The 25,695-nt window shown below is 74.3% G+C and carries 26 protein-coding genes; 15 read left to right on the top strand and 11 right to left on the bottom strand.

The genetic code is table 11. The features are described from left to right. The first annotated feature begins 20 nt into the window (after positions 1–20). From ACFSHS_RS19525 to ACFSHS_RS19515, 3 genes are read left to right on the top strand one after another with little or no spacing between them, the layout of a single operon-like run. Positions 21–1,175 (top strand): M24 family metallopeptidase, encoded by a 1,155-nt coding sequence (locus tag ACFSHS_RS19525; protein ID WP_376879735.1) that lies wholly within the window; start codon positions 21–23, stop codon positions 1,173–1,175. Beyond that, positions 1,150–1,632, top strand: coding sequence for an Lrp/AsnC family transcriptional regulator (locus ACFSHS_RS19520; protein ID WP_376879732.1), 483 nt, complete (start codon positions 1,150–1,152; stop codon positions 1,630–1,632). The genes ACFSHS_RS19525 and ACFSHS_RS19520 overlap by 26 nt, the downstream gene beginning before the upstream one ends. Before the next feature lie 49 nt (positions 1,633–1,681). Then, the gene (locus tag ACFSHS_RS19515; protein WP_376879730.1) at positions 1,682–2,821 is read left to right on the top strand and encodes an Rv2578c family radical SAM protein; all 1,140 of its coding nucleotides are present in this window, start codon (positions 1,682–1,684) and stop codon (positions 2,819–2,821) included. Positions 2,822–2,887: 66 nt separating this feature from the next. Here the strand turns inward: ACFSHS_RS19515 and ACFSHS_RS19510 are convergent, their stop codons facing one another. Continuing rightward, positions 2,888–3,733, bottom strand: a complete 846-nt coding sequence (locus ACFSHS_RS19510; RefSeq protein WP_376879728.1) for a hypothetical protein — start codon at positions 3,731–3,733, stop codon at positions 2,888–2,890. 258 nt (positions 3,734–3,991) lie between these two features. On the opposite strand from ACFSHS_RS19510, the gene ACFSHS_RS19505 reads away from it, so the two are divergent. Beyond that, a complete protein-coding gene (locus ACFSHS_RS19505; RefSeq protein ID WP_376879726.1) occupies positions 3,992–5,170 on the top strand; it encodes a glutamate--cysteine ligase in 1,179 nt (392 codons plus the stop codon). Between the two features lie 9 nt (positions 5,171–5,179). Continuing rightward, positions 5,180–6,058, top strand: coding sequence for a lysophospholipid acyltransferase family protein (locus ACFSHS_RS19500; protein WP_376879724.1), 879 nt, complete (start codon positions 5,180–5,182; stop codon positions 6,056–6,058). Positions 6,059–6,066: 8 nt separating this feature from the next. Here the strand turns inward: ACFSHS_RS19500 and ACFSHS_RS19495 are convergent, their stop codons facing one another. Beyond that, positions 6,067–6,597, bottom strand: coding sequence for a GNAT family N-acetyltransferase (locus tag ACFSHS_RS19495; protein WP_376879721.1), 531 nt, complete (start codon positions 6,595–6,597; stop codon positions 6,067–6,069). 53 nt (positions 6,598–6,650) lie between these two features. After that, positions 6,651–8,060: a KamA family radical SAM protein gene (locus ACFSHS_RS19490; RefSeq protein ID WP_376879718.1), complete on the bottom strand. Its 1,410-nt coding sequence runs from the start codon at positions 8,058–8,060 to the stop codon at positions 6,651–6,653. A 124-nt stretch (positions 8,061–8,184) separates the two neighbouring features. Between ACFSHS_RS19490 and kdd the strand changes: the two genes are divergently transcribed. The 8 genes from kdd to ACFSHS_RS19450 all read left to right on the top strand — a co-directional run bounded on the left by kdd (position 8,185) and on the right by ACFSHS_RS19450 (position 17,066). After that, positions 8,185–9,213 carry an L-erythro-3,5-diaminohexanoate dehydrogenase gene (kdd, locus tag ACFSHS_RS19485; protein ID WP_376879716.1) on the top strand — a complete coding sequence of 343 codons (1,029 nt, stop codon included), beginning with the start codon at positions 8,185–8,187 and terminating at the stop codon, positions 9,211–9,213. Next, entirely contained in the window at positions 9,210–10,724 is a 1,515-nt protein-coding gene (locus tag ACFSHS_RS19480; RefSeq protein ID WP_376879713.1) for an amidohydrolase, read from the top strand. The genes kdd and ACFSHS_RS19480 overlap by 4 nt, the downstream gene beginning before the upstream one ends. An 85-nt stretch (positions 10,725–10,809) precedes the next feature. Next, positions 10,810–12,429 (top strand): lysine 5,6-aminomutase subunit alpha, encoded by a 1,620-nt coding sequence (kamD, locus tag ACFSHS_RS19475; protein WP_376879711.1) that lies wholly within the window; start codon positions 10,810–10,812, stop codon positions 12,427–12,429. Next, entirely contained in the window at positions 12,422–13,168 is a 747-nt protein-coding gene (gene kamE, locus ACFSHS_RS19470) for a lysine 5,6-aminomutase subunit beta (RefSeq protein WP_376879708.1), read from the top strand. The genes kamD and kamE overlap by 8 nt, the downstream gene beginning before the upstream one ends. Continuing rightward, a complete protein-coding gene (gene kal, locus ACFSHS_RS19465) occupies positions 13,165–13,554 on the top strand; it encodes a 3-aminobutyryl-CoA ammonia lyase (protein ID WP_376879706.1) in 390 nt (129 codons plus the stop codon). Before kamE ends, kal begins: the two co-directional genes overlap by 4 nt. Before the next feature lie 583 nt (positions 13,555–14,137). Then, a complete protein-coding gene (gene lnt, locus ACFSHS_RS19460) occupies positions 14,138–15,736 on the top strand; it encodes an apolipoprotein N-acyltransferase (RefSeq protein WP_376879703.1) in 1,599 nt (532 codons plus the stop codon). Then, the gene (locus tag ACFSHS_RS19455; protein WP_376879701.1) at positions 15,733–16,512 is read left to right on the top strand and encodes a polyprenol monophosphomannose synthase; all 780 of its coding nucleotides are present in this window, start codon (positions 15,733–15,735) and stop codon (positions 16,510–16,512) included. The genes lnt and ACFSHS_RS19455 overlap by 4 nt, the downstream gene beginning before the upstream one ends. Beyond that, the gene (locus tag ACFSHS_RS19450) at positions 16,509–17,066 is read left to right on the top strand and encodes an FxsA family protein (protein ID WP_376879698.1); all 558 of its coding nucleotides are present in this window, start codon (positions 16,509–16,511) and stop codon (positions 17,064–17,066) included. The genes ACFSHS_RS19455 and ACFSHS_RS19450 overlap by 4 nt, the downstream gene beginning before the upstream one ends. A gap of 93 nt (positions 17,067–17,159) precedes the next feature. Here ACFSHS_RS19450 and ACFSHS_RS19445 read toward each other — a convergent pair whose 3' ends face one another. From ACFSHS_RS19445 to ACFSHS_RS19425, 5 genes are all read right to left on the bottom strand, one after another. After that, positions 17,160–17,504, bottom strand: a complete 345-nt coding sequence (locus ACFSHS_RS19445; RefSeq protein ID WP_089336610.1) for an RNA polymerase-binding protein RbpA — start codon at positions 17,502–17,504, stop codon at positions 17,160–17,162. A gap of 189 nt (positions 17,505–17,693) precedes the next feature. Beyond that, positions 17,694–18,536: a thymidine kinase gene (locus ACFSHS_RS19440; protein ID WP_376879695.1), complete on the bottom strand. Its 843-nt coding sequence runs from the start codon at positions 18,534–18,536 to the stop codon at positions 17,694–17,696. Then, positions 18,533–19,912 (bottom strand): MFS transporter, encoded by a 1,380-nt coding sequence (locus tag ACFSHS_RS19435; protein ID WP_376879692.1) that lies wholly within the window; start codon positions 19,910–19,912, stop codon positions 18,533–18,535. Before ACFSHS_RS19435 ends, ACFSHS_RS19440 begins: the two co-directional genes overlap by 4 nt. Before the next feature lie 118 nt (positions 19,913–20,030). Beyond that, entirely contained in the window at positions 20,031–20,807 is a 777-nt protein-coding gene (locus tag ACFSHS_RS19430; protein WP_376879690.1) for a glycerophosphodiester phosphodiesterase, read from the bottom strand. A 64-nt stretch (positions 20,808–20,871) separates the two neighbouring features. Then, positions 20,872–22,116 (bottom strand): MalY/PatB family protein, encoded by a 1,245-nt coding sequence (locus tag ACFSHS_RS19425; RefSeq protein WP_376879687.1) that lies wholly within the window; start codon positions 22,114–22,116, stop codon positions 20,872–20,874. 75 nt (positions 22,117–22,191) lie between these two features. Here ACFSHS_RS19425 and ACFSHS_RS19420 point away from each other — a divergent pair, with 75 nt between their 5' ends. Next, positions 22,192–22,599, top strand: coding sequence for a hypothetical protein (locus ACFSHS_RS19420; RefSeq protein WP_376879685.1), 408 nt, complete (start codon positions 22,192–22,194; stop codon positions 22,597–22,599). Positions 22,600–22,604: 5 nt separating this feature from the next. On the opposite strand, the gene ACFSHS_RS19415 is transcribed toward ACFSHS_RS19420, so the two are convergent. Then, on the bottom strand, positions 22,605–22,847 hold the full coding sequence (locus tag ACFSHS_RS19415; protein WP_376879683.1) for a hypothetical protein: 243 nt from the start codon (positions 22,845–22,847) through the stop codon (positions 22,605–22,607). 530 nt (positions 22,848–23,377) lie between these two features. Between ACFSHS_RS19415 and ACFSHS_RS19410 the strand changes: the two genes are divergently transcribed. Continuing rightward, the gene (locus ACFSHS_RS19410; RefSeq protein WP_376879681.1) at positions 23,378–23,965 is read left to right on the top strand and encodes a hypothetical protein; all 588 of its coding nucleotides are present in this window, start codon (positions 23,378–23,380) and stop codon (positions 23,963–23,965) included. 10 nt (positions 23,966–23,975) lie between these two features. Here ACFSHS_RS19410 and ACFSHS_RS19405 read toward each other — a convergent pair whose 3' ends face one another. Together ACFSHS_RS19405 and ACFSHS_RS19400 are read right to left on the bottom strand one after the other, a co-directional pair. Next, positions 23,976–24,650 carry an SRPBCC family protein gene (locus ACFSHS_RS19405; RefSeq protein WP_376879678.1) on the bottom strand — a complete coding sequence of 225 codons (675 nt, stop codon included), beginning with the start codon at positions 24,648–24,650 and terminating at the stop codon, positions 23,976–23,978. A gap of 319 nt (positions 24,651–24,969) precedes the next feature. Next, complete coding sequence (locus ACFSHS_RS19400) at positions 24,970–25,608, bottom strand: LysE family translocator (RefSeq protein ID WP_376879675.1); 639 nt, start codon at positions 25,606–25,608, stop codon at positions 24,970–24,972. Positions 25,609–25,695 lie beyond the last annotated feature (87 nt).

Genomic DNA, 25,695 nt, shown 5'->3' with positions numbered 1-25,695 from the left:
CTCGTGGCTAGTCTGCGCTCGTGGGAACCGCGACTGCACCGGCCGGGAAGAGCCCGCTCGTGACGATCGACCGCGTGCACGCAGCCAGGGACATCGCCGAGGAGACCGGGGTCGACCTCCTGGTGCTCACCCCCGGCTCGGACCTGCGCTACCTGTGCGGCTACAACGCGCACGCGATGGAGCGGCTCACCGCACTGGTGGTCCCGCGCCGCGGCGAGCCGTTCCTGGTCGTGCCGCGGCTGGAGGCGCCCATGGTGGACGCGAGCCCGGCGGGCGCCCTCGACCTGGAGCTGCTGGCGTGGGACGAGACCGACGACCCGTTCGCGCTGCTGGCCGGGGCGGCCATGGCCCGCCTGGGTACCGCACCCGGTCGCGTCGCCGTCGGCAGCCGGACGTGGGCCGAGCACGCGCTCGGCGTGCAGCGGGCGCTGCCCGGCGCGGCGCTGGAGATCGCGAGCCCGGTCGTCGACCGGCTGCGCATGGTGAAGTCCGCGGCGGAGATCGAGGAGCTGGCCCTCGCCGGCGCGGCGATCGACCGGGTGCACGCCCGGATGGGGGAGTGGCTGCGGGTCGGTCGCACGGAGGCGGAGGTCGGCGCCGACATCGCCGCCGCCATCCTCGCCGAGGGACACACCGGCGTGGATTTCACGATCGTCGGATCGGGCCCGAACGGCGCCAGTCCGCACCACGAGCTCTCCGGGCGCACCGTGCAGGCCGGTGACCTCGTCGTCGTCGACATCGGCGGGGAGACGGCCACCGGCTACCGGTCGGACTGTACGCGCACGTACGTCGTCGGCGGCCCGGCGGACGCCGAGGTGGCGGCGTGGTACGGCGTCCTGCAGGCCGCGCAGGCGGCCGCCACCACCGCCGTACGCCCCGGGGTGACCGCGGAGGAGATCGACGCGGCGGCGCGGCAGGTCATCGCCGACGCCGGCTGGGGCGAGCACTTCATCCACCGCACCGGGCACGGCATCGGCCTGGACACCCACGAGGCGCCTTACATCGTGGCCGGCAACGACCTGCCCCTGGTGCCCGGCATGGCCTTCTCGGTCGAGCCTGGCATCTACCTGGCCGGCCGCTGCGGGGCCCGCATCGAGGACATCGTGGTCTGCACCGACGACGGCGTCCGGACGCTCAACGAGGGCCGGCGTGAGCTCGTCGAACTCGCCGGCTGAGCCGGGCGGGGGCAGCGCCGCCGTGGACGTCGACCGGGCCCTGCTGGCCGCGCTGGCCCGGGACGGCCGGGCCAGCTACACCGACCTGGCCGAGAAGGTGGGGCTGTCGGTGTCGGCGGTCCACCAGCGCGTGCGCCGGCTGGAGCAGCGCGGTCTCATCACCGGCTACCGCGCGACCCTCGACGCGAAGGCCCTGGGCCTCCCGCTGACGGCGTTCGTGTCGATCACGCCCATCGACGTCGCCCAGCCCGACGACGCGCCCGCACGGCTGGCGCACCTGCCGGCCATCGAGGAGTGCCACTCCGTGGCGGGGGTGGAGAGCTACATCCTCAAGGTGCGCGTCGCCTCGCCCGACGCCCTCGAGCACCTGCTGCAGGAGATCCGCGCGGCCGCGAACGTCACCACGCGGACGACGGTCGTCCTCTCCACGTTCTACGAGGACCGCCCGCCGATCTGACCGCGCCCCGGCCTGGACAAAGCGTTCGAACGTGTGTTCGGATCAGTTCATGCGGTGGGACGCACAGCGGCTGGACCTCGACGACCCCACGACGCTCCCCGGCATGCCGAGCATCCGGGGCCTGCTCCGGAGCGTGCAGGTGCCGGAGTTCCCCGGCCTGACGTTCCACGAGGTCCGCGCGAAGAGCGCGCTCAACCGGGTGCCGGGGCAATCGGCGATGCCATTTCCCTACACCATCAATCCCTATAGGGGATGCAGCCATTCCTGTGTCTACTGCTTCGCTCGCCGAACACATGAATGGCTCGAACTCGATTCCGGGCGCGACTTCGACACCCAGGTCGTGGTGAAGACCAATCTCGTGCAGGTCCTGCGGCGGGAGCTGGCCCGGCCGACCTGGCAGCGAGAGCACGTCGCACTCGGGACGAACACCGACCCCTATCAGCGCGCGGAGGGCCGCTATCGGCTGATGCCAGGCGTCATCAGGGCGCTGGCGGAGTCCGGCACGCCGTTCTCCATCCTGACGAAAGGCACCCTGCTCCGCAGGGACGTCCCGCTGCTGGCCGAGGCGGCACGCGACGTCCCGTTGGGCCTCGGGATCTCGATGGCCATCTGGGACGACGACCTGCATGCCGGCCTGGAGCCGGGTGTTCCCTCGCCCCGGGCCCGGCTCGACCTCGTCAAGGCGCTGGCCGACGCCGGCCTGCCGTGCGGTGTCTTCCTCGCCCCGGTGCTGCCGGGGCTCACGGACGGGACGGCGGAACTGGACGCCGCGCTCGAGGCCATCGCCGCCGCCGGCGCGACGGGCGTGACGGTCATCCCGCTCCATCTGCGGCCCGGTGCCCGGGAGTGGTTCACGGCATGGCTGGCCCGGGAGCGCCCAGAGCTGGTACCGCGCTACCAGCAGCTCTACGCGAGGCGGGCCTACGTGCCCGCCGATTACCGGAGCTGGCTCTCCCGGCGGGTGGCACCCCTGCTGGCGAAGCACGGCCTGGACCGGCAGAGCGGCGGCGCGGCCCGCAAGGCCGACCCCGCCATCGCCGTAGGCGTTCCCGGCGATCCGGAGGTGGGCTTCCCGGAGGGCAGCCTCCCGACCGGTGGTCTGCCCGGAGCGCGGCCGAAGGGCGAGGTGGGCTCTCCCACGTGCGTCCCGGCGAAGCCTGCGGCTGGGGAACAGCTCGCCCTCATGTGACCGGTCGCGACGGGCGCGGAGCGGGCGGGTTCGTCCGTCCGACGGCCAGGTCCTCTGTGACCGCGGTCAGCCGGCGAGGCGGGAGGAGCGGCTAACCGCCCGCGCCGCCCGGACGGCGCCGCGCGGGGTGACCGGGGGAGCGCCGGCGGCCAGGGCCAGCCGCCGGTAGGAGTCGTAGGACAGCTGCCGGTACGTCAGGGCCAGTTCCTCAGCGTACGCCCGGCGCGAGGGGGCAGCCGTGACCCGCAGGTGCTGCGCCGTCCGGACGGCGTGCTTGGCGAAGGTGGTCTGCAGCGCCTGGTTCGACAGCCGGCCACCGATCCGTGAATCCGGACCGGGACCACGGCGCAGGGCCGGCAGCACCCACGGGCTCTCGGCCAGCGCCGGGAAGCGTCCCCTGACCGCCTCCCACGCGTGCCAGGCGGTCAGGGCTCCGGGCACTGACCACTCGCCCTCGTCGGTCGAGATCAGGAGCCGGCGCACCGTCGCCCGCACCTGGTCCCTCCGCAGCGACCGGAACGTGGCCACCGGTGCCGGCCAGCCCAGCGCGATCGCACACCAGGCGACGGACCGCAGGTGCTCGGGATCCTCGCTGCGGACCTGGGCGAGCGGGCGCAGATCCAGTTCCGGTGGATCGGGTTCCGGCGTCGGCACCCTCGGCAGAGCGATGCCTCCGTAGCGGGCCACCTTGCTGTACAGCGCCACGGTGGCGGGTTTCCAGCCGCGCGCCGCGGTGAGCGGTTCCAGGCCGGTCTCGCTCAGCTGCTCGGGCCCCAGACCGAGTTCCAGGGCCGCCTCGGCCAGGCGGCGCCACTGGGCTTCGTAGCCCGGCGGCGCGTCCAGGCGGCGCCAGGCGCGCGCCGGGGGCGGAGCCGGCATGTCTGGCAGCGGTTGCTGCCACCCACCTCGCATGACGTGACTCTACCGTTATCCCCAACAAATATACGACCTGATTTCGTCGTCACCTGCCGTTGCCCACGTCGGCGCCCTTCGGGCGCCGCTGCAGCAATCGCGGGGCCGCGTGCGCGGTGACGAAGTCAGCTGGGGGAGCAGCGTGACCACAGGTCTTCTCAAGAAGGGGTGAAATAGTTGGGGATAACGGTTGAACCAGCTGATCGCCGGGGCGAAGGAGGCCGGCGGGGGCCGGAGGCGCTGACGATCATGGGGATCGTGCGGACGGTCGGTGTCGAGGAAGAGCTGCTGGTCGTGGACACCGAGGGCCGGCCGGTCCCGCTCGGTCCCGACGCGCTGGAGGTCGCCTCCCGGCGGGGAGAGGGGGAGAACCCCGCCGAGCACGACCGCGGCGAACGCGAGGCCGGCGTGCAGGACGCCGCGCACCTGGTGCCCGAGCTCAAGGCCCAGCAGCTCGAGCTCGGCACACCGGTCTGCTCCACCCTCACCGACCTCGGGTCCGCGCTGCGCTTCTGGCGCGCGCGGGCGCAGTCGGCGGCCGCCGCCACCGGCGCCCACGTCGCCGCTCTGGCCACCTCACCGGTGCCGGTGACGCCGGTTCCGACCGTGGGCGACCGCTACGCCCGGATGCTGGAGGCCTTCGGCCTGACCGCGCGCGAGATGCTGACCTGCGGCTGCCACGTGCACGTCTCCATCGCCGACGACGAGGAGGGCGTGGCCGTGCTCGACCGCATCCGCGTGTGGCTGCCGGTGCTCACCGCCCTCACCGCGAACTCCCCGTTCTGGTCCGGCGAGGACACCGGTTACGCCAGCTTCCGGTCGCAGGCCTGGCACCGCTGGCCCTCCGCCGGCCCCAACGAGGTGTTCGGCTCCGCGGCGGCCTACCACCGGCTGATCGACGAGGTGCTGGCCACCGGGACGGTGCTCGACACGGGCATGGTCTATTTCGACGCCCGCCTGTCGGCCACGTGGCCCACCGTCGAGGTCCGCACCGCCGACGTCGCCCTGCGGGCCGAGGACGCCGTCACGCTCGCCGGCGTGGTGCGCGGCCTGGTGGAGACGGCCGCCCGCGCGGCCCGCGCCGGCGACCCGCCGCCCGCCGTGCCGGCCGCCGTCCTGCGCGTCGCGGCCTGGCGGGCCGGACGCTCCGGACTCTCGGGGGACCTGGTGCACCCCCTCACCGGCCGCCCGGCACCGGCCGCCGACGTCCTGGGGGCGCTCCTCGACCACATCCGTCCCGCGCTGGCCGACGCGGGTGACCAGCAGCGGGTCGCCGACGGGCTTTCCGCCCTCCTGCGCCGGGGGACCGGCGCGGACCTGCAGCGCCGGGTCCATCGGGAGACCGGAGACCTCGCCGCGGTGGTGCGCGCCGCCGTGGAGGTCACCACCGACCGGTCCCCGGGCACCCCCCAGGCGTCCCGCGGCTCCGCGGACTAGATTCCGGCCATGGACCCCGCGGGTACGTACACCGCCAGCTGGCGCGACGTCGTCCGCCGCGACCTCTTCGGCGCCCTACCGCCCCGCCGCGACCGGCCCTACCGGTTCGTCATCCGGCTGGCGCTCGTGGTCTTCCGGCTCTTCCGGTTCCGCTTCGACGTACGCGGCTCCGAGCACGTGCCCACCACCGGTGGCGCGATCATCTGCAGCAACCACGTCAGCTTCTTCGACTTCACCTTCCTGGGCCTCGGGGCGCTCCCGCAGCACCGACTCGTCCGGTTCATGGCGAAGGCGGCGGTCTTCGACCACTGGTTCGCCGGTCCGTTCATGCGCGCCATGCAGCACATACCCGTCGACCGGAAGGCCGGCGCCGCCGCCTTCGAGTCCGCCGTCCGCGCGCTGAAGGACGGCGAGGTCATCGGCGTGTTCCCCGAGGCCACGATCAGCACCAGCTTCACCGTCAAGGACCTCAAGGCCGGCGCCGCCCGCATGGCCGTGGACGCGGGGGTGCCGATCATCCCCGCCGCCGTCTGGGGAGGGCACCGGATCGCCACCAAGGGCCACAAGGTCGATCTCCGCCGCGACGTGGCGGTGACGGTGATCCTCGGCGAGCCGCTCGTGGCCGAGCCGGGGGAGAAGCCGCAGGCGCTGCTGCGGCGCACCCGCGCGGCGATGGAGGCCCTGCTGGACGAGGCGCAGCGCAGCTATCCGCAGCAGCCGGCCGGGCCCGAGGACCGGTGGTGGCTGCCGGCCCACCTCGGCGGCACCGCGCCGACGCCGGAGGAGGCGGCGGTCAAGGACTCCGTCCGGGCGGCCGGCAAGGCGGTCACGGCCGAGCGGCCGCACCCGTTCAAGCGCCTCGCCCGCCGGCTCGGTCACCGCCGCTGACCCGGGGGTCACTCCACGACGATCGGCGCCATCAACCGGAAGGTCTCCAGCTCCACGCCGTACCACCGGCGGAAGCGCCCGACCGGCTGCATGCCCAGCCGCGCGCAGACGGCCATCGACGGCTGGTTCCCGGGGCGGACGACGGCGTAGACCTCGGGCACCCCGGCGGCGAACGCCCACTCGATGACCGCCCGGGCCGCCTCGGTGGCGTACCCGTGGCCCCAGCTGTCCGGGTGGAGGTGCCAGCCCACCTCCACCTCCCCGACGCCGTTCGGCAGCGGCCGCAGCAGGACGGTGCCCGCCGCCGATGCCGTGCCGAGGGGCTGGATCGCCCAGCTGCCGAACCGGGAATCCTGCGCCCGGACGGCGTTCCAGCGGGCCACCAGCTCCTCAGGTGGCAGCTTCGGCGAGCCACCCAGCCAGCGGGTGACCTCGTCCCGGCCGTAGAGGTCGGTCAGCCGGGCCAGGTCGACGGCCGACGTCGTCCACGGGCGCAGCCGCAGACGCTCCGTCCGCAGCAGTTCCTCGCCGACCGTCACCACGCCGACGGTGCTACCCCGGCGTGGCCCCTGCGGACACCGCCCGGGTCAGATCAGTTCAGCAGATCGGCGGCCGACGCGGCCCGCGAGCTGGCCGCCCGCACCTCGGCGGCGACCGAGTCGTGCTCGCGCTCCGCCCACCACGCGCGGCCGCTCTCCGGCAGCGTCGAGATCGGGTCGTAGTAGGTGTAGCGGCGGTCCAGCGCCGCCTCGTCGCCGGCCTCGATTCCGGTGCGGTAGTTCTTCGTCCAGTAGCTGATGCCGCGCTCGCGGTCGTACTCGGCGACCTGGTGCACCCATCGCTTGCCGACGTAGGGGACGTCGCAGACGATGCGCGGCGTCGCGAAGCCCGGCAGGTAGCCCATGATGTCGTGCTGCAGCGTCTGCGCCTCGGCCAGCGACACCCGCCAGTGCTCGGCGCTGGGGATCATGTCGCACATGTAGAAGTAGTAGGGCGTGATCGAGGCGCCGTCGAGCAGCGCGAAGCACAGGTCGAGCAGCTCGGTCGCCGTCGCGTTCACCCCGCGCAGCAGCACACCCTGGTTGCGCACGTCGCGCACACCGGCGGCCAGCATCGCCCGCGCCGCCTCGGCCACCAGCGGGGTCACCTGCTGGGCCGCGTTGACGTGCGTGTGCACGGCCAGGGAGACACCACGCGCCCGCGCCGTCGTCGCCAGCCGGGCCATGCCCTCGACGACGTCGTCCTGGAGCCAGTGCTGCGGAAGGCCCATGAGAGCCTTGGAGGCCAGCCGGATGTCGCGGACCGACTCGATCTCCAGCAGGCCGGCGACGAACGCCTCGAGGTTCTTGAACGGCAGGTTGGCGACGTCGCCACCGGAGACCACCACGTCACGCACGCCCGGCGTGCGGCGCAGGTAGTCGAGCATCGCCGTCTGCCGATCGACCGGCTTGAGCTCGAACTTCAGCTTCGGGACGGCGGGCGTCGAGTTGCCCACCAGGTCCATGCGGGTGCAGTGGCCGCAGTACTGCGGGCAGGTGGACAGCAGCTCGGCCAGCACCTTGGTGGGATAGCGGTGGGTGAGCCCCTCCACCGCCCACATCTCGTGCTCGTGCAGCGAGTCGCGGGCCGCGTACGGGTGGCTGGCGGCGGCACCGGGCAGGCGGTCGGAGGCGACCGGCAGCATGTACCGGCGCACCGGGTCGGCCAACATCGCGGCGGTGTCGGGCACCCGGTCGGGGACCATCGTGTTGAGCATCTGCGGCGGCAGCAGCAGCGACATCGTCGCGCGCCCGGCCTGGTCGGCCTCCACGTCGACGTAGAACGATTCGTCGAGCAGATCGCCGTAGACGCCGCGCAGCTGCCGGAGGTTCTTCACGCAGTTGACGCGCTGCCACTGGGCGCTGCGCCACTGCTCCGGCGTCACGTCCGCGAAGCCGGGCAGCCGCCGCCAGTCGGGCTCGACGAGTTCACGAGCCGAGTACTCGTAGGGCTGTTCGAGCACGGTGTCGCCTCCCTGTCCCGCTGCGGTCCTCCGCAACACGGGTGACCTTACGGGAAAATCTTCGGCAGAACAGCGCTGACGCGATAGGTTCTTCTGCGTCGAACGAGTTAGACGGGAGAGTCGCGTGCCGGGATCGGTCGAACGGGCGCTGGGGGTGCACCGGGTGCTGGAGCCCCGGGGCGTGCTGCCGCAGGCGGCGCTCCGCCTCGACGCGGACCCGGCCCTGGGCGCCGACGAGGTGCGCATCGCCGTCGAGCGGCTCAATCTCGACGCCGCCTCCTTCCGGCAGCTCTCGGAGGCGCACGCCGGCGACGGCGCGGCCGTCCGTGCCGCGGTCCTGGGCATCGTCGCGACCCGGGGCAAGATGCAGAATCCCGTCACCGGCTCGGGCGGCATGCTCATCGGCGTCGTGGACGCCGTGGGCCCCGAGTCGCCCCTCGGCCTCGCGGTCGGGCAGCGCGTCGCCACCCTGGTCTCGCTGACCCTCACCCCACTGCGCCTCACCGACGGGCTGGCCCGCTGGGACGGCCGCAGCGAGCAGGTGCCCGCGCAGGGGACGGCGATCCTCTTCGCCCGCTCGATCGCCGCGGTGCTGCCCGACGACCTCCCCGACGCCGTCTCCCTCGCCGTGCTCGACGTCTGCGGCGCCCCGGCCGCGACCGCCCGCGTCGTGGAGCGCGCCGGGGCCCGGACGGTGGTCGTCCTGGGCGCGGCGGGCAAGTCCGGATGCCTGTCCCTGGCCGCCGCGCGCGCCGCCGGCGCGACCCACCTGACCGGTCTGGTGCGCGACGACGCCGAGGCCTCCGCGCTCCGTGCGGCCGGGTTGGCCGACCGGGTCGTCGTCGCCGACGCCACCGACCCGCTCGCCGTGGCCGCCGCCGTCGGCACGCCCGCGGACGTCACGGTCGTCTGCGTCGACGTGCCCGGTGCCGAACACGGAGCCGTCCTGGCCACGGCCGACGGGGGCACCGTGGTCTTCTTCTCCATGGCCACGTCGTTCTCGGCGGCGGCCCTGGGTGCGGAGGGGATGGCGGCGGACGTGACGATGCTCGTGGGGAACGGCTACACGCCTGGGCACGCCGCCCTGGCGCTCGACCTCTACCGCCGGAACCGGGGCGTCCGGTCCCTCGTCGATCCGCGCGTGCACCCGTGAACCTGCTCGTCACCGACGTCACCGTGGGCGACCGCCCGGGGCGGGCCGTGCACGTCGTCGACGGACGGATCGCCTGGCTCGGGGACGCGACGCGGGCGCCGGCCGCGGACCGCGTCCTGGCGGGGGAGGGTGCGCTGCTGACCCCCGCCTTCGTCGACGCCCACGTGCACGCCACGGCAGCCGGGCTCGCCCTCACCGGTCTCGACCTCTCCTCGAGCGTGAGCCTGGCATCCGCGACGGCGGCCGTCCGGGCGCACGCCGCCGGCACGCCGGACGCGCTCCTGCTGGGCACCGGCTGGGACGAGACGGGCTGGCCCGAGGGCCGGGGCCTGACCCGCCACGACATCGACGCGGTGGTGGGGGACCGGCCGGCCTACCTCGCGCGGGTGGACGTCCACTCGGCCACGGTCTCGACGGCGCTCCTCGACCGCATCCCCGGGATCGGCGACCTGCCCGGCTACGACCCGGACGGGCAGCTGCGGCTCGACGCCCACCACGCGGCCCGGCAGGCCGCCTACGGCGCGGTGGGCTCCGCCCAGCGGCGGGCGGCGCAGCGGGCCACCCGGGCGGCGGCGGCCGCTCTGGGCATCGGCAGCCTGCACGAGATGGCCGGCCCGGAGGTCTCCGGCGCCGAGGACCTCGCCGCGCTCCTCGCGCTCTCGGCCGGCGAACCCGGGCCGCTGGTGCTCGGCTACTGGGGAGAGCTCGCGGAGCGGGGCGGGCTGGACGTCGTTCGCGACCTCGGCCTCACCGGCGCGGGCGGGGACCTGTTCTGCGACGGCGCTCTCGGCTCGCACACCGCCGCGCTGAGCGCGCCGTACACCGACCGCCCCGGCACCAGCGGTGCCCTGCGCTTCGAGACGGCGTCGCTGGTCGACCACGTGCGGGCCTGCACCCTCGCCGGCGTCCAGGCCGGGTTCCACTGCATCGGCGACGCCGCGGTGAACCAGGTCCTCGCAGCCGTCGGGACCGTCGTCGAGGAGCTGGGGGCCGCGGCCGTCCGCGCCTGCCGCCACCGGCTGGAGCACCTCGAGATGGCCGACGCGTCCGTCATGGCGCGGATGCGCGCCTGGGACATGGTGGCCAGCGTGCAACCGGCGTTCGACGCCGCGTGGGGCGGGGACTCCGGCATGTACGCCGAGCGGCTGGGAGCCGCCCGCGCCGCGGCGACCAACCCGTTCGCCGACCTCGCCGACGCCGGCGTCGCCCTGGCCCTCGGCAGCGACGCGCCGGTCACCCCGCTGGACCCGTGGGGCGGCGTGCACGCGGCCGTCGACCACCGGACGCCGGGGTCGGGCCTGCGGCCCTTCGACGCCTTCGACGCGGCCACGCACGGCGGCTGGCACGCCGCCCGGGCCGAGCACCCGGCCGGGCCGTTGGCCGTCGGCGCCCCCGCGCACCTGGCCCTCTGGGCCACCGCGCACACCCTGTCCGCCGTGCTCGCCGAGCGGGCGCGGCCGTCCTGCCGGCAGCTGCTGGTCGACGGCGAGCCGATCGAAGGCCTCCCATGACGCCCCTGTTCCAGCTTTCTGTACCGAAAGCTCAGCCCGGCGACCCAGCTTTCGGTACAGAAAGCTCGATGAGAGGAGGACTGCGATGAGCAGGCTGACGCTCGATCCCGTCCTCGTCGACCGCGCCCGTGCACTGGCCGCGCAGGCCGCCCAGCCGGTGATCGACCTGGCGCGGCGGCACACCACAGTCTCCGTCGAGCGGGCGGTGCTGCGGCTGGCCGGTCTCACCGGCACCGACCCGGTGACGGGGGAGGGGAGGCTGGAGGACCGGGTGCCCTGGGCGAACCGCGTCGTCGACGCCGTCCGCGAGCAGGTCGGCCTGGAGTCGGGGGTGTCCCTGCCGGTCTGGCACGCCCTCGCCTCGGGCGCGGCGCCGTCCCTGCAGGCCCTGGCCGAGCAGGTCGGCGCCGGGACGGCGCGCTTCACGCTGCCCACCGGCGGCGACGCCGAGCGGGCGAGAGACGCCGCCCGCGACGCCGTGGCCGCCGGGATCGCCCGGATCGACGCCAACCGGCGGCGCCGCGACGAGCTGGTCGCCACGCATGGCGACCCGCCACGCCGGCCGTGGATCTACCTGATCGTCGCGACCGGCGACATCCACGAGGACATCCCGCAGGCGCAGGCGGCGGCCCGCGCGGGGGCCGATGTCATCGCCGTCATCCGGTCGACCGGGCAGTCGCTGCTCGACTACGTGCCCGAGGGGGCCACCCGCACCGGCTACGCCGGCACCTACGCCACCCAGGAGAACTTCCGGCTCATGCGGGCCGCCCTGGACGAGGTCAGCGCCGAGCTCGGCCGGTACGTGCGGCTGACCAACTACGCGTCCGGGCTGTGCATGCCCGAGATCGCCGTCCTGGCCGGGCTCGAGCGGCTGGACATGATGCTCAACGACGCGATGTACGGGATCCTCTTCCGCGACATCAACCCGCGGCGAACCTTCGTCGACCAGCGGTTCAGCCGGATGGTGCACGCCCGCGCGGGGATCATCATCAACACCGGCGAGGACAACTACCTCACCACCGCCGACGCCGTCGACGAGGCGCACACCGTCACCGTGAGCCAGCTGCTCAACGAGACCCTGGCCAAGGAGACCGGCCTCGAGGACTGGCAGCTCGGCCTGGGGCACGCCTTCGAGATCGACCCGGACGTCCCCGAGTCCTTCCGGCTGGAGCTGGCGCACGCCCTGCTGGCGCGCAGCCTGTTCCCCGACGCGCCGCTGAAGTGGATGCCGCCCACCAAGCACATGACCGGCGACGTCTTCCGCGGCTACCTGCTCGACGGGTTCTTCAACCTGGCCGGGGCGCTCACCGGCCAGGGGATCCTGCTGGTCGGCATGATGACCGAGGCCGTGGTGACCCCGTGGCTGTCCGACCGCGACCTGGCGCTGCGCAACGTGCGCTACGTGCTGAACGCCGCGGGCAACCTGGCCGAGGACTTCGCCCCGCCGCCGGGCGGGTTCATCGACCGGCGGGCGCACACCGTGCTCGCCGAGGCCGTCGACCTGCTCGGCCGGATCGCCGACCACCCCGAGGGGCTGATCCAGGCGATCGCCGACGGCACCTTCGGGATCACGAGACGCCCCCCGACCGGCGGCAAGGGCCTCGACGGCGTCGTGGAGCTCGGACCCGGCGCGTACAACCCGGCGCTGGAGCTGCTGGAGGGGCAGGCCGCCGTGCAGCAGGACAGGGAGGTGGCCCGTGCCTGACGGGACGATCGTCCGGCCTTACGGGGACACGACCGGCGACGGGATGGTGCAGACCTCGTTCACCCTCCCCGTGCCCGCCGGACCCCCGGCCGAGGGCGCGGCGCTGCAGCTGGCGAACAAGATGGGCATCGAGCCGGCGATGGTGGTGCACAGCCACGCCATCGACAGCGGCTACACCTTCTTCGTCGTCTACGGCAGCGTGAAGCACTTGGTGGATCTCGACGCGGTGCAGGTGGAGGAGCGGGCCTATCCGCTGCTGTCGTCGTCGGAGATCAACGCCGCCATCCGCAGCGGGCTCGGCCGCAAGCTCGTCGTGCTCGGCGCCTGCATCGGCACCGACGCCCACACCGTCGGCATCGACGCGATCCTCAACGTGAAGGGCTTCGCGGGGGAGAAGGGCCTGGAGTACCTGCGGGAGATGGCCGTGACGAATCTCGGCGCCCAGGTCACCGTCCCCGATCTGGTCTCGCGGGCGCGGGCCGCCCGCGCCGACGCCGTCCTCGTGTCCCAGGTCGTCACGCAGAAGGACGCCCACCTGCGCAACACCCGCGAGCTGGCGGCCGCCTTCCGCGAGGCGATGGGCGACTCCCGGCCCCTGCTCGTCGTCGGCGGCCCGCGGTTCGACCCGGCGATGGCCGCCGACCTCGGCGTCGACAAGGTCTTCGGCCGGGGGACGACGCCCGGCGAGGTCGCCAGCTATCTCGTGCACGCCCTGGTCCCGCAGAAGGAGCCCTCGTGACCGATCCACGGCTCGGCCTGACCGTCACCCACCGCCGGTACGTGCCGTACGCGCACGCCCACTACGGCGGTTCGCTCGTGGACGGCGCCTACACGCTGGGCCTGTTCGGCGACGTCGCCACCGAGGTGGCGATCGTCATGGACGGCGACGAGGGCCTGCTCGCCGGGTACTCGGAGGTCCGGTTCCTCGGCCCCGTGCGCGCCGGCGACGTCCTGGAAGCCACGGCGGAGGTGGTGCGGATCGGCCGGCGCAGCCGCGAGCTCCGCTGCACCGCGCGGGTGGTCGCCCGGGCCGAGCCCGAGCGCGGGGCCTCTGCGGCCCGCGTCCTCGACCCCGCGGAAACGGTCGTGGAGGCGGTGGCGACCCTGGTCGTGCCCGCATCCTGAGGCTGCAGTCCGAGTAACGATCCAGTCACAGTCGGTCTCGCGGTCACCGATCGTGCTGCTTCGGGCGCGCACTGTTCTTACAGTCCCTGCAGTTCCATCCGGGAGCACCGCGACACGCTCCTCCGGACGGATCCGCAGGCCTCCCGGCCGCACGGGTGGGCGCCACGGGCGCCCGCTCCTGCGCAACCGGGCCGAGGAGGGCCGCGGACCGGCGGAGGGCGACAGAGCGGGCCACCCCGGCGGAGCCCGCTCGGATCAGCGTCATCAGACAACGGTCGAGCCGATCGCCTCCAGCGACCGGCCGTCCGGCCCGAAGACGCGGAACCCGCGCGGTGCGCCTGCCGGTCGCTGACCCGGAGAGGGATCGACCGGCAGCAGGCTCCGGCACGGCTGCCGGGCGGGGTGGGATGCTGGGTCAGGACCGCGGCCGACGGCGCGGCGGTCCGGACCCCGTCCGACCGGCTCGGGGAGGCATTGGCGGCGCCGGGCGGACCACCGGGTGCCACGCGGTTCCGGGAGGCTGTGCGTGCCGGCAGGAGCAGGACGGCCGGCGGTCGGCACGTTGTCGCGGCCGGTCCCGCCGGTGACCGGTCCACCGGCCGCCCGCGGGCGCGTCCGGTGGCCCTGGCGGACCCTGCTCGCGGCCGCCGGTGGCCTGGTGCTCCTGCTCGCGTTCCCCGGCTACGACCTCGTCGCCCTGGCCCCGCTGGGCCCGGCTGCCCTCGCCCTCGCCGTGCACCGTCAGCGTGCTCGGTCGGGCCTCTGGCTCGGGCTCGTCCTGGGCCTGGCGTTCTTCGTGCCCCTGCTGTCCTGGAGCGGCACGTACGTCGGCTGGTTCCCGTGGCTGGCGCTCGGGATCTTCCAGGCCTCCTACGTCGCCCTCCTCGGCGCCGCCACCGCGCTGACCTCGCGGCTGCGGTGGTGGCCGCTGTGGACGGCGGCGCTCTGGGTTGCCGACGAGGCACTGCGCGGCCGTCTGCCGTTCGGTGGCTTCCCGTGGGGGCGGCTCGGCTTCAGCCAGACCGAGGGCCCCCTGCTGTCCCTGGCCGCCTACGGGGGCGTGCCCCTGGTCGGCTTCGCGGTGGCGCTCGTCGGGACGTCGCTGGCCGCCGCGGTCCTGGCGCTGCGCCGGGCGTGGCACGACCCGCCCGATCGGCGGGCGGTGGTGCGGCATCCGGCCGTCCGGCGTGCGGCGCTCGCCGCCGCCGGTGCGCTCGCCGTCCTGCTGACCGGTGCGCTCGCGTGGCTGCCGCTGCCGGGCGCGTCCCTGACCGAGGGCGGGCCCACCGCGACGGTCGCCGTCATCCAGGGCGACGTGCCGCGGGCCGGCCTGGACTTCAACGCCCAGCGCCGGGCCGTCCTGGACAACCACGTCCAGCGCACCCTCGAGCTCGCCGGGCGGGTGGCGGCGGGGGAGGAACCCCGGCCCGACGTCGTCGTCTGGCCGGAGAACAGCTCCGACATCGACCCCTACACCAACGCCGACGCGGCCCGTCAGATCGACCGCGCCGCGGCGGCGATCGGCGCGCCGATCCTGGTCGGGGCGGTCGTGGACGGGCCGGGGGAGTACGTCAGCAACACCGCCATCGTCTGGGACCCCGCCGAGGGTCCGGGGGACACCTACGTCAAGCGCCACCCGGTGCCCTTCGGGGAGTACATCCCCCACCGCTCGTTCTTCCGCCTCTTCAGCGACAAGGTGGACCTGGTCCGCCGCGACTTCACCGCCGGCGACGAGGTGGGCGTCCTAGACCTGGGCGGCGTGCGGCTGGGCGACCTCATCTGCTTCGAGATCGTCTACGACGGGCTCACCCGCGACGTCGTGCAGGGCGGCGCCGGGATGCTCGTCGTCCAGACGAACAACGCCACGTTCGGCTACACCGACGAGAGCGAGCAGCAGCTGGCCCTGAGCCGGCTGCGCGCGGTCGAGCAGGGCCGCAGCGTCGTCGTCGCGGCCACCAGCGGCATCTCCGCCGTCGTCGCCCCGGACGGCTCGGTCGTCCGCTCCTCCGAGCTGTTCGAGCCGGCCGTCTTCGTCGAGGAGATCGCCCAGCGGGACACCGCCACGATCGCCCAGCGCGCCGGGGCCGCCCCCGAATGGCTGCTCACCGCCGTCGGAGCCGCCGCGCTCCTGGTCGCCCTCCGCCCGGCGCCGGGCCGGCAGCGGGGGAGGGGCGGCGCGTGAGCGACCGCGTCCTGGTGGTCGTGCCCACGTACAACGAGGCGCAGAACCTCGAGCCGATCCTGGACCGGCTGCACGCCGCCGTGCCGACCGCCCACGCACTGGTGGTCGACGACGGCTCGCCCGACGGCACCGGCGAGCTGGCGGCCGGGCTGGCGGCCGGCGACCCCCGCGTGCACGTGCTCCGCCGCACCGCCAAGGCCGGCCTGGGAGCCGCCTACATGGCCGGGTTCCGGTGGGCCCGCGAACACGGCTACGAGGTCGTCGTCGAGATGGACGCCGACGGCTCGCACGCGCCCGAGCAGCTGCCGGACCTCCTGTCCGCCCTCGGGTCCGCCGACCTGGTCCTGGGCTCCCGGTACGTGCCCGGGGGAGGGGTGACCGACTGGCCGGCCCACCGGTTGCTGCTCTCGCGGGCGGGTAACCGGTACACCCGCTGGGCGCTCCGGCTGCCGCTCAGCGACGCCACGGGCGGCTACCGGGCCGCGCGGGCGGAGCTGATCGACCGGCTGCCGTTCGACGACGTGGCCAGCCAGGGGTACTGCTTCCAGGTCGACTGGGCCTGGCGCGCCGTGCGGGCGGGAGCTCGCGTCTCGGAGGTGCCGATCACCTTCACCGAACGGACGTTCGGCAGGAGCAAGATGAGCGGCTCGATCGTTGTCGAGGCATTGGTACGGGTGACCCTGTGGGGCGTCCGGGACCGGCTGGCCGACTGGCTGCCGGGCCGCGTGCGCCGGCCGGTGCCGGCACGCGGGACGGAGAGGAGCGGGACATCGTGAGTGACACCGTCGGACGCCGGGTGCGCACGGTCGCCGGCCTGCTGGTCCTGGCCGAACTGGTCGTCTTCGTCCTCGTCGCGGCCTGGATCGGCATCGGCTACACGATCCTGGCCACCCTGGCCACCAGCGCCCTGGGCTGGCTGCTCCTGGCCCGCCAGGGGACCCGGGCGCTGGGCGACCTGCGGGAGAGGCTGCAGGACCCCACCGCCCCCCATCGCTCGCAGGCCGGCGAGGGGATCCCGCAGCGGGGCCGACGGTCGGCCGGCGCCGAGCTGGGCAACGCCGGTCTGGTCGCCGCCGGCGGGCTGCTCATGGTGCTGCCCGGCTTCATCGGCGACGTGATCGGCCTGCTGTGCCTGCTGCCCGGCACCCGCGGCCTCGTGCGTGCCGCGCTCACCCGGGTCGTGCTCGCGCGACTGCCGCTGGGCCTGCGCGGCCCGGTCCGGGTGGAGAGCGTCCGCACTGCCGGGGTTCCGTCCGGTCCCGGTCCGGGATCCCCGCTGGTCATCGAAGGAGAGGTCGTCCGCGGCCCGGACGGGCGCCCGCTGCCCTGAGCAGGACGCGGAACGGCCCCGGCGGTTGCTCCGCCGGGGCCGTTCGTGAGGTGTGGGAACGCCGCCTCCGGGGCCCAGGAGGCGGGTCCTTCGTCAGCTGGCGCGGGTGCGCCGGCCACGGAGCACGTCGAGGCGCTCGGCGAGCACCTCTTCGAGGTCCTCCACGGACCGACGCTCCAGCAGCATGTCCCAGTGGGTCCGCGGCGGCTTCACCTTCTTGGGAGCCGGCTCGGCCCCACCCACGAGCTTGGCCGCGGAACCGTCGAACTTGCACTCCCAGGTGTCGGGGAGCTCGGCGTCGTCGGCGAACGGAACCGTGAACAGGTGGCCCGACGGGCACCGGTACTCGGCGTACTGCCGGTCGATGGGCGCCGTGTTCCGCTCGGTCTCGTAGCTGACGCTGCCCAATCGGCTGCCGCGCAGGGAACGCTCGCCCATGGCACACCGTCCTCTCGTTCGTGGTGTCGGTCGCGACTCGATGTCCGGCGACGGGGCCATACCCACGAACCGGAGAGTCACTGAGATGAACGACAGAAATCGCGGAAGGATTCCGCCGAATCAGTTGTCCATCATCGCATGGGGTCAGGTCCGGGGCGCCGGCGCCCCTCGGAAGGGTGATCCGCGGGATCAGGGCAGCGCGAGCTGTCCCGGCCCGGCCGGGGTGGGGCCCAGCTCGCCGAGCACGTAGTGCCGCCGGCACAGCACCTGGTAGCGGACGGCGGGCGCCTCCGTCCCCGGCAGCTCGGCGGGTGCGGTGTCGGCCACGACGACGGTCTCGCCGGAGCGGACCATCGCGCCGTCCACCACCCGGGCGTTGAGCAGGCCCGGCAGGCCGCACCAGCAGAGGACCTCCACCTGCACGCGCTGCACGTCGTCGGCGAGCTCGAGGAGCCGCTGGGTGCCGGGGAACAGCCGCGTGCGGAAGTCGGTGGTGAGCCCGAAGGCGTAGACGTCGACGTGCCACTGGTCGACGAGCTCGGCGAGCTGGTCCACCTGCGTGGCGGTGAGGAACTGGGCCTCGTCCACGATGAGGTAGTCGACCCGGTGCCCGGCGGCCCACCGGCCGCGTACGAGCCGCCGCAGGTCGGTGCCGCCGTCGATCTCGGTCGCGTCCCGGGAGAGGCCCACGCGGGAGCTGATCCGCGGTTCCGACGAGCGGTCGCCCTGGGTGACCAGCATTCCGTGACGGCCCTGCCGGCTGTGGTTGTGGTCGACCTGCAGCGCCAGCGTCGACTTCCCGCAATTCATGGGCCCGTGGAAGAACCGCAGGTGCGCCGGCGCCGGATGGCGCCAGCGGTCCCCGGACGCCGGCACGGACGACAGCGCCGGCGGCACGGGGGAGAGGGCCGAGTCGTCCACCGGCTCGTCACCCGGGTTCCCCGCCACGCCACCGGCGGCCCCGACCTCGGCCGCTTCGACCTCCGCGGCCCCGACCTTCCCGGCATCGACCTCCGCGGCATCGCGGCTCACAGGCGCTCCGGTGGGGTGTTGCCCGCCGCGACGATCGCCCGGCGGAGGTCGAGCTTCGCCAGCAGGAGGCCGCCGGCGACGAAGAAGAAGATCAGGCTGAAGATCGCGTACCGGTAGGAGTCGGTCAGCTGGTAGGTCAGGGCGAACAGGAACGGCCCCAGCCAGCTGGTGCCACGGTCGCTGATCTCGTAGAAGCCGAAGTACTCGGCCTCCTTCCCCGGCGGGATGAGCTGGCTGAACATCGACCGGGAGAGCGCCTGTGTGCCGCCCTGGACGAATCCGATCACCGACGCCAGCAGGTAGAACTGCAGCACGGCGCCGGCCTCCAGGAAGTAGGCCGCCACCAGGACGCCGGTCCACACCACCAGGGCGCCGAGCACCGTCCGCTTGGCGCCCACGGCCGCCGCGATCCGCCCGAGGGCCAGCGCGCCGAAGAACGCCACCACCTGCACCAGGAGGATGGCCGACACCAGCGTCGTCTGCGACAGGTCCAGCTGCTCGGCGCCGTACTGCGCCGACACGGCGATGATCGTCTGGACGCCGTCGTTGTACAGCAGGTAGGCGGCGAGGAACCACAGCGTCAGCCGGTAGCCGCGCAGGTCCCGGAGGGTGGCGCCCAGCTGGCGGAAACCGCCCGACAGCGCGCCCGCCGACGTGGCGGACGGCTCGACGTGCCGCGGACGGCGGTTGCGCAGCAGGGTGACGCTGACGACGGTGAACCCGGCCCACCAGATGCCGGCCGAGGCCAGGCAGATGCGCACCGCCTCGCCCTCGGTGAGGCCGAGGCTCTCGTGCCGCGTGAACAGCGCCAGGCTGGCCGCCAGGAGCAGCGCCCCGCCGATGTACCCGATCGCCCAGCCGCGGCTGGACACCGCGTCGCGCTCGTCCGGTCCGGCGAGGTCGGGCAGCCACGAGTAGTAGACGACGGTGGCGGCCCCGAAGCAGAGGTTGGCGACGACGTAGAGGCCGGCGCCGAGCATGTACCGCTGGTCCGCCACGAAGAACATCGCCATGGTGCACAGCGACCCCAGGGTGGCGAAGCCGGCGAGCAGCTGCCGCTTGTGCCCGCTGCGGTCGGCGATCGCCCCGGTGAGGGGGAGGACCAGCACCTGCAGGGCGACCGAGAGCGACACGACGTAGCCGAAGAAGCTGCCGGCCGGGACGCCGATCCCCAGCGGGTGGATCCGGCCGTCGGCGTCGGCGGCGGACTCCGCGATCGAGGTGAGGTAGGGAGCCAGGAAGACGGTCGTCACCGAGGTGTTGAAGACCGACATGGCCCAGTCGTAGGAGTACCAGCCGAGGCGCTCCCGCTTCAGCGCACGGTCGACGGGGGGAACCGTGGGCCCGGCTCCGGCGGTGGGTGGCGCGGTGGTCACCGGCGCAGGTTCCCAGCCGCCGGACGGCGGGTCCAGCACCGGGGGTGGGACGGCACGCCGTCGTCCCCCGGAGTGGGGACCGCCGTCACGGCACCTTCTCCGGGACCACGCCACCGGGTCAGCGAGGTGTCCACTGCCCGCGCTTCTCGAGCAGCTCGCGGACCATGGCCGGCCGGTCGGTCATGAGCCCGTCGACCCCCAGGTCCAGCATGCGGGTGGCCTCGGCCTCGGTGTCGACGGTCCAGACGTGCACCTGGAGCCCCCGCGCGTGGGCGGCGGCCAGGAACCGCTCGTCGACCAGCGCCCGGCCGCCCAGCTGCAGCGGCACTTGCGCGCAGCCGGCCTGGATCCGTACGAGACCGGCCGCCCGCGGCGAGTAGGAGGACAGCCGGAGCGCGGCGACGCCCCGCGGGCCGAGCGACGTGCAGACGGTCGGGCCGAAGAGCCGGCGCGCCGCGGCGATGCGGGCGTCGGAGAACGAGCCCAGGCAGATCCGGTCGGCCACGCCGAGCCGGCGGACCGTGCGCACCAGCGGCGCCAGCACGCCTGCCGCCTTGATGTCGAGGTTGAAGCGGACGTCGGGCCAGGCGCCCAGCAGGTCCTCCAGCCCGACGATCGGCTCCCGGCCGCCGATGCGGGCGGTCGAGACCTCCGCCCACGTCAGGCTGTCCAGCCGTCCCGTGCGGTCGGTCACCCGTTCCAGCGTCGCGTCGTGGAAGGCGACGAGGACGCCGTCGCCGGTCACCTGCACGTCGGTCTCCAGGTACCGGTAGCCCAGGTCCACGCAGGCCTCGAAGGCCGGCATCGTGTTCTCGAGGTGCTCGATGGCGCCGCCCCGGTGGGCCATGGCCAGCGGCGTGGGCCCGTCGAGGAAGGCGTAACGCACGGCGGGCACGGCTCCACGCTAGTGGGGGTCGGTGACGTCGTCTCCGGCCCCCGGCCGGTCCGGGCCGGCGCTCTCACCGGCGGCGCACCGCGTCGGCCATGCGCTTCACGAGCGTCCGGAGCACCGGGCGCGGCGTGGCGAAGTTCAGCCGCACGTGCCCGGCTCCGGGGGCGCCGCACTCGGGACCGTCGACCAGCGCGACCCCCGCCCGCTCGAGGAAGAAGTCACCGGCCGAGGTGGGCAGCGCCAGGTCCCGGCAGTCCAGCCAGGCCAGGTAGGTGCCCTCCGGCGGGGTCCAGCGCACCTCGGGAAGCCGCTCGGCCAGGAGCTCGCCGAGCAGCCGGCGGGTTCCGTCCAGGTACGCCAGGACGCCGTCCAGCCACGGCCCGCCGGCCCGGTAGGCGGCCGTGCTGGCGAGCACCCCGGGCGTGGACGCGCCATGGGTGTACAGGGAGCCGACGCGGTCCCAGTGGGCGACGTCCCCGGCGTCGGACAGGATCAGCTGAGCCGCCTTGAGGCCGGGCAGATTCCACGCCTTGGACGCCGACGTCGCGGTGACGGTGTGCCTCGCGGTGACCGGGGAGAGCGACGCGTACGGCCGGTGCACCGCGCCGGGGTGGACCAGCGGCGCGTGGATCTCGTCGGAGAAGACGCGGGCGCCGGCGTCCTCCACCACGTCGGCGAGCGCCAGCTGCTCCTCGGCGGTGAACACGCGTCCGAGGGGGTTGTGCGGATTGACGTGCACGAGCAGCCGGGCGCCGGCACGGAAGGCCCGGGCGATCCCGTCGAGGTCGTGGGTGGCGCGGCCCTCCCGCTCGACCATCGGCACCTGCAGCAGCTCCCGGCCCAGCAGCCCGGGCACGGCGAGGAAGGGCATGTAGGCCGGCGTGGGCAGGACGACGGGGCTGCCCGCGGGCGTGAACCGCTCGATGGCCACCTGCAGCCCGGCGACGACGTCGGCCAGCGGGGTGACCCGCTCGGGCGGCACCTGCCAGCCGTACCGGCGCAGCTGCCAGTCGGCGCAGGCACGCGCCATGGCGGCCGCGTCCTCGGTGGTGAGGTAACCCAGCCGGCCGCGGTCCACCGCGTGGTGCGGCGCCGCGGTGACGGCCGGCGCGGTGCCGAAGTCCATCTCCGCGACGAAGGCGCCGATGGCCGGGCCGTAGCGGGTCCACTTGAGGCTGCCCACCGACCGCAACCAGTCCTCGGAGAGGGCGTCGAACCCGATCGGCTCCGTGTCGGGCACCCGACCGTCCATGGCACCGCCCATGGCACCGTCCATGCCACCGCCCATGCCACCGCCCATGCCACCGCCCATGCCACCGCCCCTCTCGCCGCCGTTCTCTGGCGTGTCCCCGAAAGCTGTCGTCCCGTACGTCTACCGTGCGCAGACGTGGCAGAACGACACGCAGCCGGCACCGCGACGGAGATCCCCGTGGCGCCCGTCCCGAACCGGGGGAGCGACGAGCAACGGCGCTGCGGTTGGTGCCGCCGGGTGCTGCCCCAGCAGGGCTCCGTCGGACGGCCGCGGCTCTACTGCGGTCAGGCCTGCCGGCAGCGGGCCTACGAGCAGCGCACCGCGACCGCGAAGGCGGGTCTGCCCGGCGACGTCGTCCTGGTGTCCCGCCACGAGCTGGACGGGCTGCAGGACCGCCTGTACCAGCTGCGGTGCGCGCTGGAGGACACCCAGACGCTGCTGGCGGAGAAGCCGACGAAGGCCGAGCTGGAGCGCCAGCTGGCGGAGCTCGTGCGCTCCACCGGCCGCCTCGACCGGCTCTGGGTCAGCGAGCGCGCCGGCTGAACGACTCAGTCGGGGTCCTGGTTGTCGTCGTCCTGGTCCTCGGTGTCGGTCTGCCGGTTGCTGGTGTCGGGCAGGTTGTCCTGCTCGTCGCTGCCCGGGTCGTTGCCGCTGGTGTTCTCGCTGTCGTCGCTGGTCCCGTCGTTGCGGTCCAGGCCCGCGGGGTCACCACAGCCGGCCAACGTCGCAGTGCCACCTCCGAAGAGCGCCAGGGCGACGAAGAGTGCGGCGATCGGACGTCGGATCTGCATGACCCGACCCTACGAACAGCCGGGCGTCGGCGCCCGTCGAGCCGCCCACATCACCGTAATTACGTCACCGTGACGTAACTGGTCGGGGTAGGCGGACCGGGGGAGGCGGCACACGCTGGGGGCTCGGGGTGCGCACGACGGTCGATCGCGGGCTCGGCGACCTGGAGGATCGATCCGGCCTCGGGGCCGACATGGCAGTCAAGATCAAACGACAGCAAGATCAACTCGTGGGGGAGTCGAGGACGGAGGACGCCGGGCGATGCCACGTCGAGCGACATGGCACGGGGCACAGTCGTCCGCCAGCCAGAGGTGTCCGACGCGCGGGGCGCGCCGATGGGGACCGGGAGCGCCGGACGTCGACAGAACGAGGCGCCGACCGCCGAGGTGGCCGCACCGATGGGTGCTCGCCGGGCCCGGTCACCACGGCGAGCCCTTCTCGCCGGCCTGGATCCAGCGCCGATAACGCACATTATGTCAGGTCGAAGGCTGGTGCCCGACCCCTGACGCCCCCGGGCGTCACACTGCAGGTCATGCCACCCACCTGGACCCACGTCGGCCGTTGCTGGACCAACGGCGAGCCCTTCCTCGCCATGGACGCCGGCCTGCTCGCGCACTGGCGGGGCATGAGCGACAGCGCCTACGAGGAGCTGGTGCCCCACCTCGGCTACGAGACGACCAGCGTCCGGGTCGGCCCCGGCTCGGCCGGCCTGATCCTCACCGACCCGGAGGTGGGCGACGAGGGCTGGCTGGAGGTCTTCCGGTCCCCCGACGGCTCGGTGGCGATCGTCCAGGCCGGCGGTCCCGACCACCGCGGCGTGGTCGCCGCCGCGCTGGCCCATCCGACCGATGGGGACCAGCCCGGCGACCCCGTGGAGGTGCCCAGCGGCCGGCTGGCACTGATCAGCGCTGCCCTCGACGGCACCGGACCCGACGGCGCCTCGCTGAGCAGGGAGCGGCCCGGTCCGACGCCGTCGTCCGCCGCGTACGACGCCGACGTGGACGACGCGGGCGCGCCCCTGCTCGAGGTGGGCGCCCGAACGCTGCGGCTGTCCGTCCGCTGGATGGTCGAGCTCGGCGGGGAGGCCGTCTTCGCCCGGTGGCTGCTGACCGCGGACTGACGGTGTCCGGCTACGCCTCCGCGGCGCGTGCGACCCGCTCCAGCGCCGCCCGCAGGCGTTCGCGCACGGTCTCCCGGACGGACACGTCCGGCAGGTGCTCCAGGTGCGCCTGCACCCGGGTCCGGCCGGGAGCCGCCGGAGAGAGCGCGACCTGCAGCGTGGCCGGCTCCGACCAGCCCTCCGGTTGCCAGGTCATCCGCAGGCGGTCACCGGGCTTCACCACGCGCACCTCTCCCCGGGCCCCGGGGCCCCACTGCCCCGGCGGCACCTCGTAGGCGCGGCCCGGCTCGAACACCACGGACGCACCCGGGCCGAGCCAGAGATCGGGCTGCGTGGTGAGCACCGCCCACAGCCGCCCGGGGGTCACCGACACGCTCCGCTGCACGCCGATCTGCCGACCGGCGTCCGGGGCCTGGCCGACGACCCGCCGCCCACGGGCCCGTTCGTACGCGACGGCCAGGGACTGCTGCCACCACGCGGAGACCTCCGGATGGTGGCTCTCCAGGTGATCGACGATGGCGCGGTGGTCCCAGTCCCCCGCACCGGCGGCGTCCAGCGCCTGGAGCCAGTCCGCCCAGCTCCGCCCGGTGCCCTGCCGGACCGCCTCCGGGCTCAGCCGTCCGAGGGCCTGGTCGACGGCGCTGGGCTCGTCGGCTCCGTGCCGCGTGGTCTCGGGAGACGTCATGCGAGCCCTCCGTTCGACCCTCCGATCATCGCACCGGTACCGCTGATTTCCGCCGGCGCGACGCGTCCCTGCTGCGGTCCGGGTGCGTTCGGCCGCGCTCGCGCGGGTAGCGGCCCGGCATGACCGACGAGCGTCCCGACACCGACGACCGAGCCGAGCCCGCGGGCACGCCGTCCCCGGCCCCGGCAACCTGACCGCGAAACCGGCCGCCCCCGGCACGGACGACGCCGGGACGGCGACGGCGGCACCGGGCGCCTACGAGGCCGACGACGCCGACCGGGAGCGCGGCCGGGCCGTCAAGCCGGGGAACTGAGCGGCCTCACCGGCCGGACACCGCCACCCGCAGGCCGAGGGCGACGAGCACCGTGCCGCTGACCGCCTCCAGCCAGGTGCGGATGCGTGGCCGCCGGAACCAGGCGCCCGCGCGCGCCACGCCCGCGGCCAGGGCCAGGTACAGCCCCGTCTCCAGGGTGATCTGGAGCAGTCCGAGCACCGCCGTCGTCGCGAAGACCGGTCCGTCCGGGGGCACGAACTGCGGATAGAAGGCGATCATGAACACCGCTGCCTTCGGGTTGGCCAGCTGCACCACGACCCCCTCGGCGAAGGAGCGCCACCAGCACCGCCGGTCCACCGCGGCGGTCCCGGTCGCGTCGGGGACACCGCTCCCCCGCCAGGCGGTGCGCCACGCCCGGATACCGAGCAGCAGGAGGACGGCGGCGCCGACGATCCGCAGCACCAGGTAGGCGACCTCCGAGGCCGCGACCAGGGCCGCGAAGCCCGCCCCGGCGAGCAGCGCCCAGGCGTAGAGGCCCAGTTCCAGGCCGAGCACCGTCGGCACCGCGCCACCCAGCCCCCGCAGGGCCGCCCGGCGGAGAACCAGGGCCATCGCCGGCCCCGGCGAGGCGGAGATCAGCAGCACCGCTCCGACGAAGGCGGGCAGCGAGGCGAGCAGGTCCACGCCCGGATGCTGGCACTCCCCTCCCCCGCCGTCGAGCGACCGAGCCGGCTGGGTTGCGCGGCCCTGCCGGATCGGTGCGGTTGACTC

It is taken from the genome of Blastococcus deserti, from assembly GCF_042682525.1.
GTDB lineage: Bacteria > Actinomycetota > Actinomycetes > Mycobacteriales > Geodermatophilaceae > Blastococcus_B > Blastococcus_B deserti.
The sequence above is the reverse complement of the archived record's forward strand: the minus strand, read 5'-3'. Positions and strand labels throughout refer to the sequence as shown.

Bases quoted from the DNA above. Each gene is read 5' to 3' on its own strand.
- ACFSHS_RS19515 (WP_376879730.1), top strand. From the start codon at position 1,682: ATGCGGTGGGACGCACAGCGGCTGGACCTCGACGACCCCACGACGCTC.
- ACFSHS_RS19510 (WP_376879728.1), bottom strand. From the start codon at position 3,733: ATGCGAGGTGGGTGGCAGCAACCGCTGCCAGACATGCCGGCTCCGCCC.
- ACFSHS_RS19500 (WP_376879724.1), top strand. From the start codon at position 5,180: ATGGACCCCGCGGGTACGTACACCGCCAGCTGGCGCGACGTCGTCCGC.
- kamD (WP_376879711.1), top strand. From the start codon at position 10,810: ATGAGCAGGCTGACGCTCGATCCCGTCCTCGTCGACCGCGCCCGTGCA.
- ACFSHS_RS19445 (WP_089336610.1), bottom strand. From the start codon at position 17,504: ATGGGCGAGCGTTCCCTGCGCGGCAGCCGATTGGGCAGCGTCAGCTAC.
- ACFSHS_RS19425 (WP_376879687.1), bottom strand. From the start codon at position 22,116: ATGGGCGGTGGCATGGGCGGTGGCATGGGCGGTGGCATGGACGGTGCC.
- ACFSHS_RS19415 (WP_376879683.1), bottom strand. From the start codon at position 22,847: ATGCAGATCCGACGTCCGATCGCCGCACTCTTCGTCGCCCTGGCGCTC.
- ACFSHS_RS19410 (WP_376879681.1), top strand. From the start codon at position 23,378: ATGCCACCCACCTGGACCCACGTCGGCCGTTGCTGGACCAACGGCGAG.
- ACFSHS_RS19405 (WP_376879678.1), bottom strand. From the start codon at position 24,650: ATGACGTCTCCCGAGACCACGCGGCACGGAGCCGACGAGCCCAGCGCC.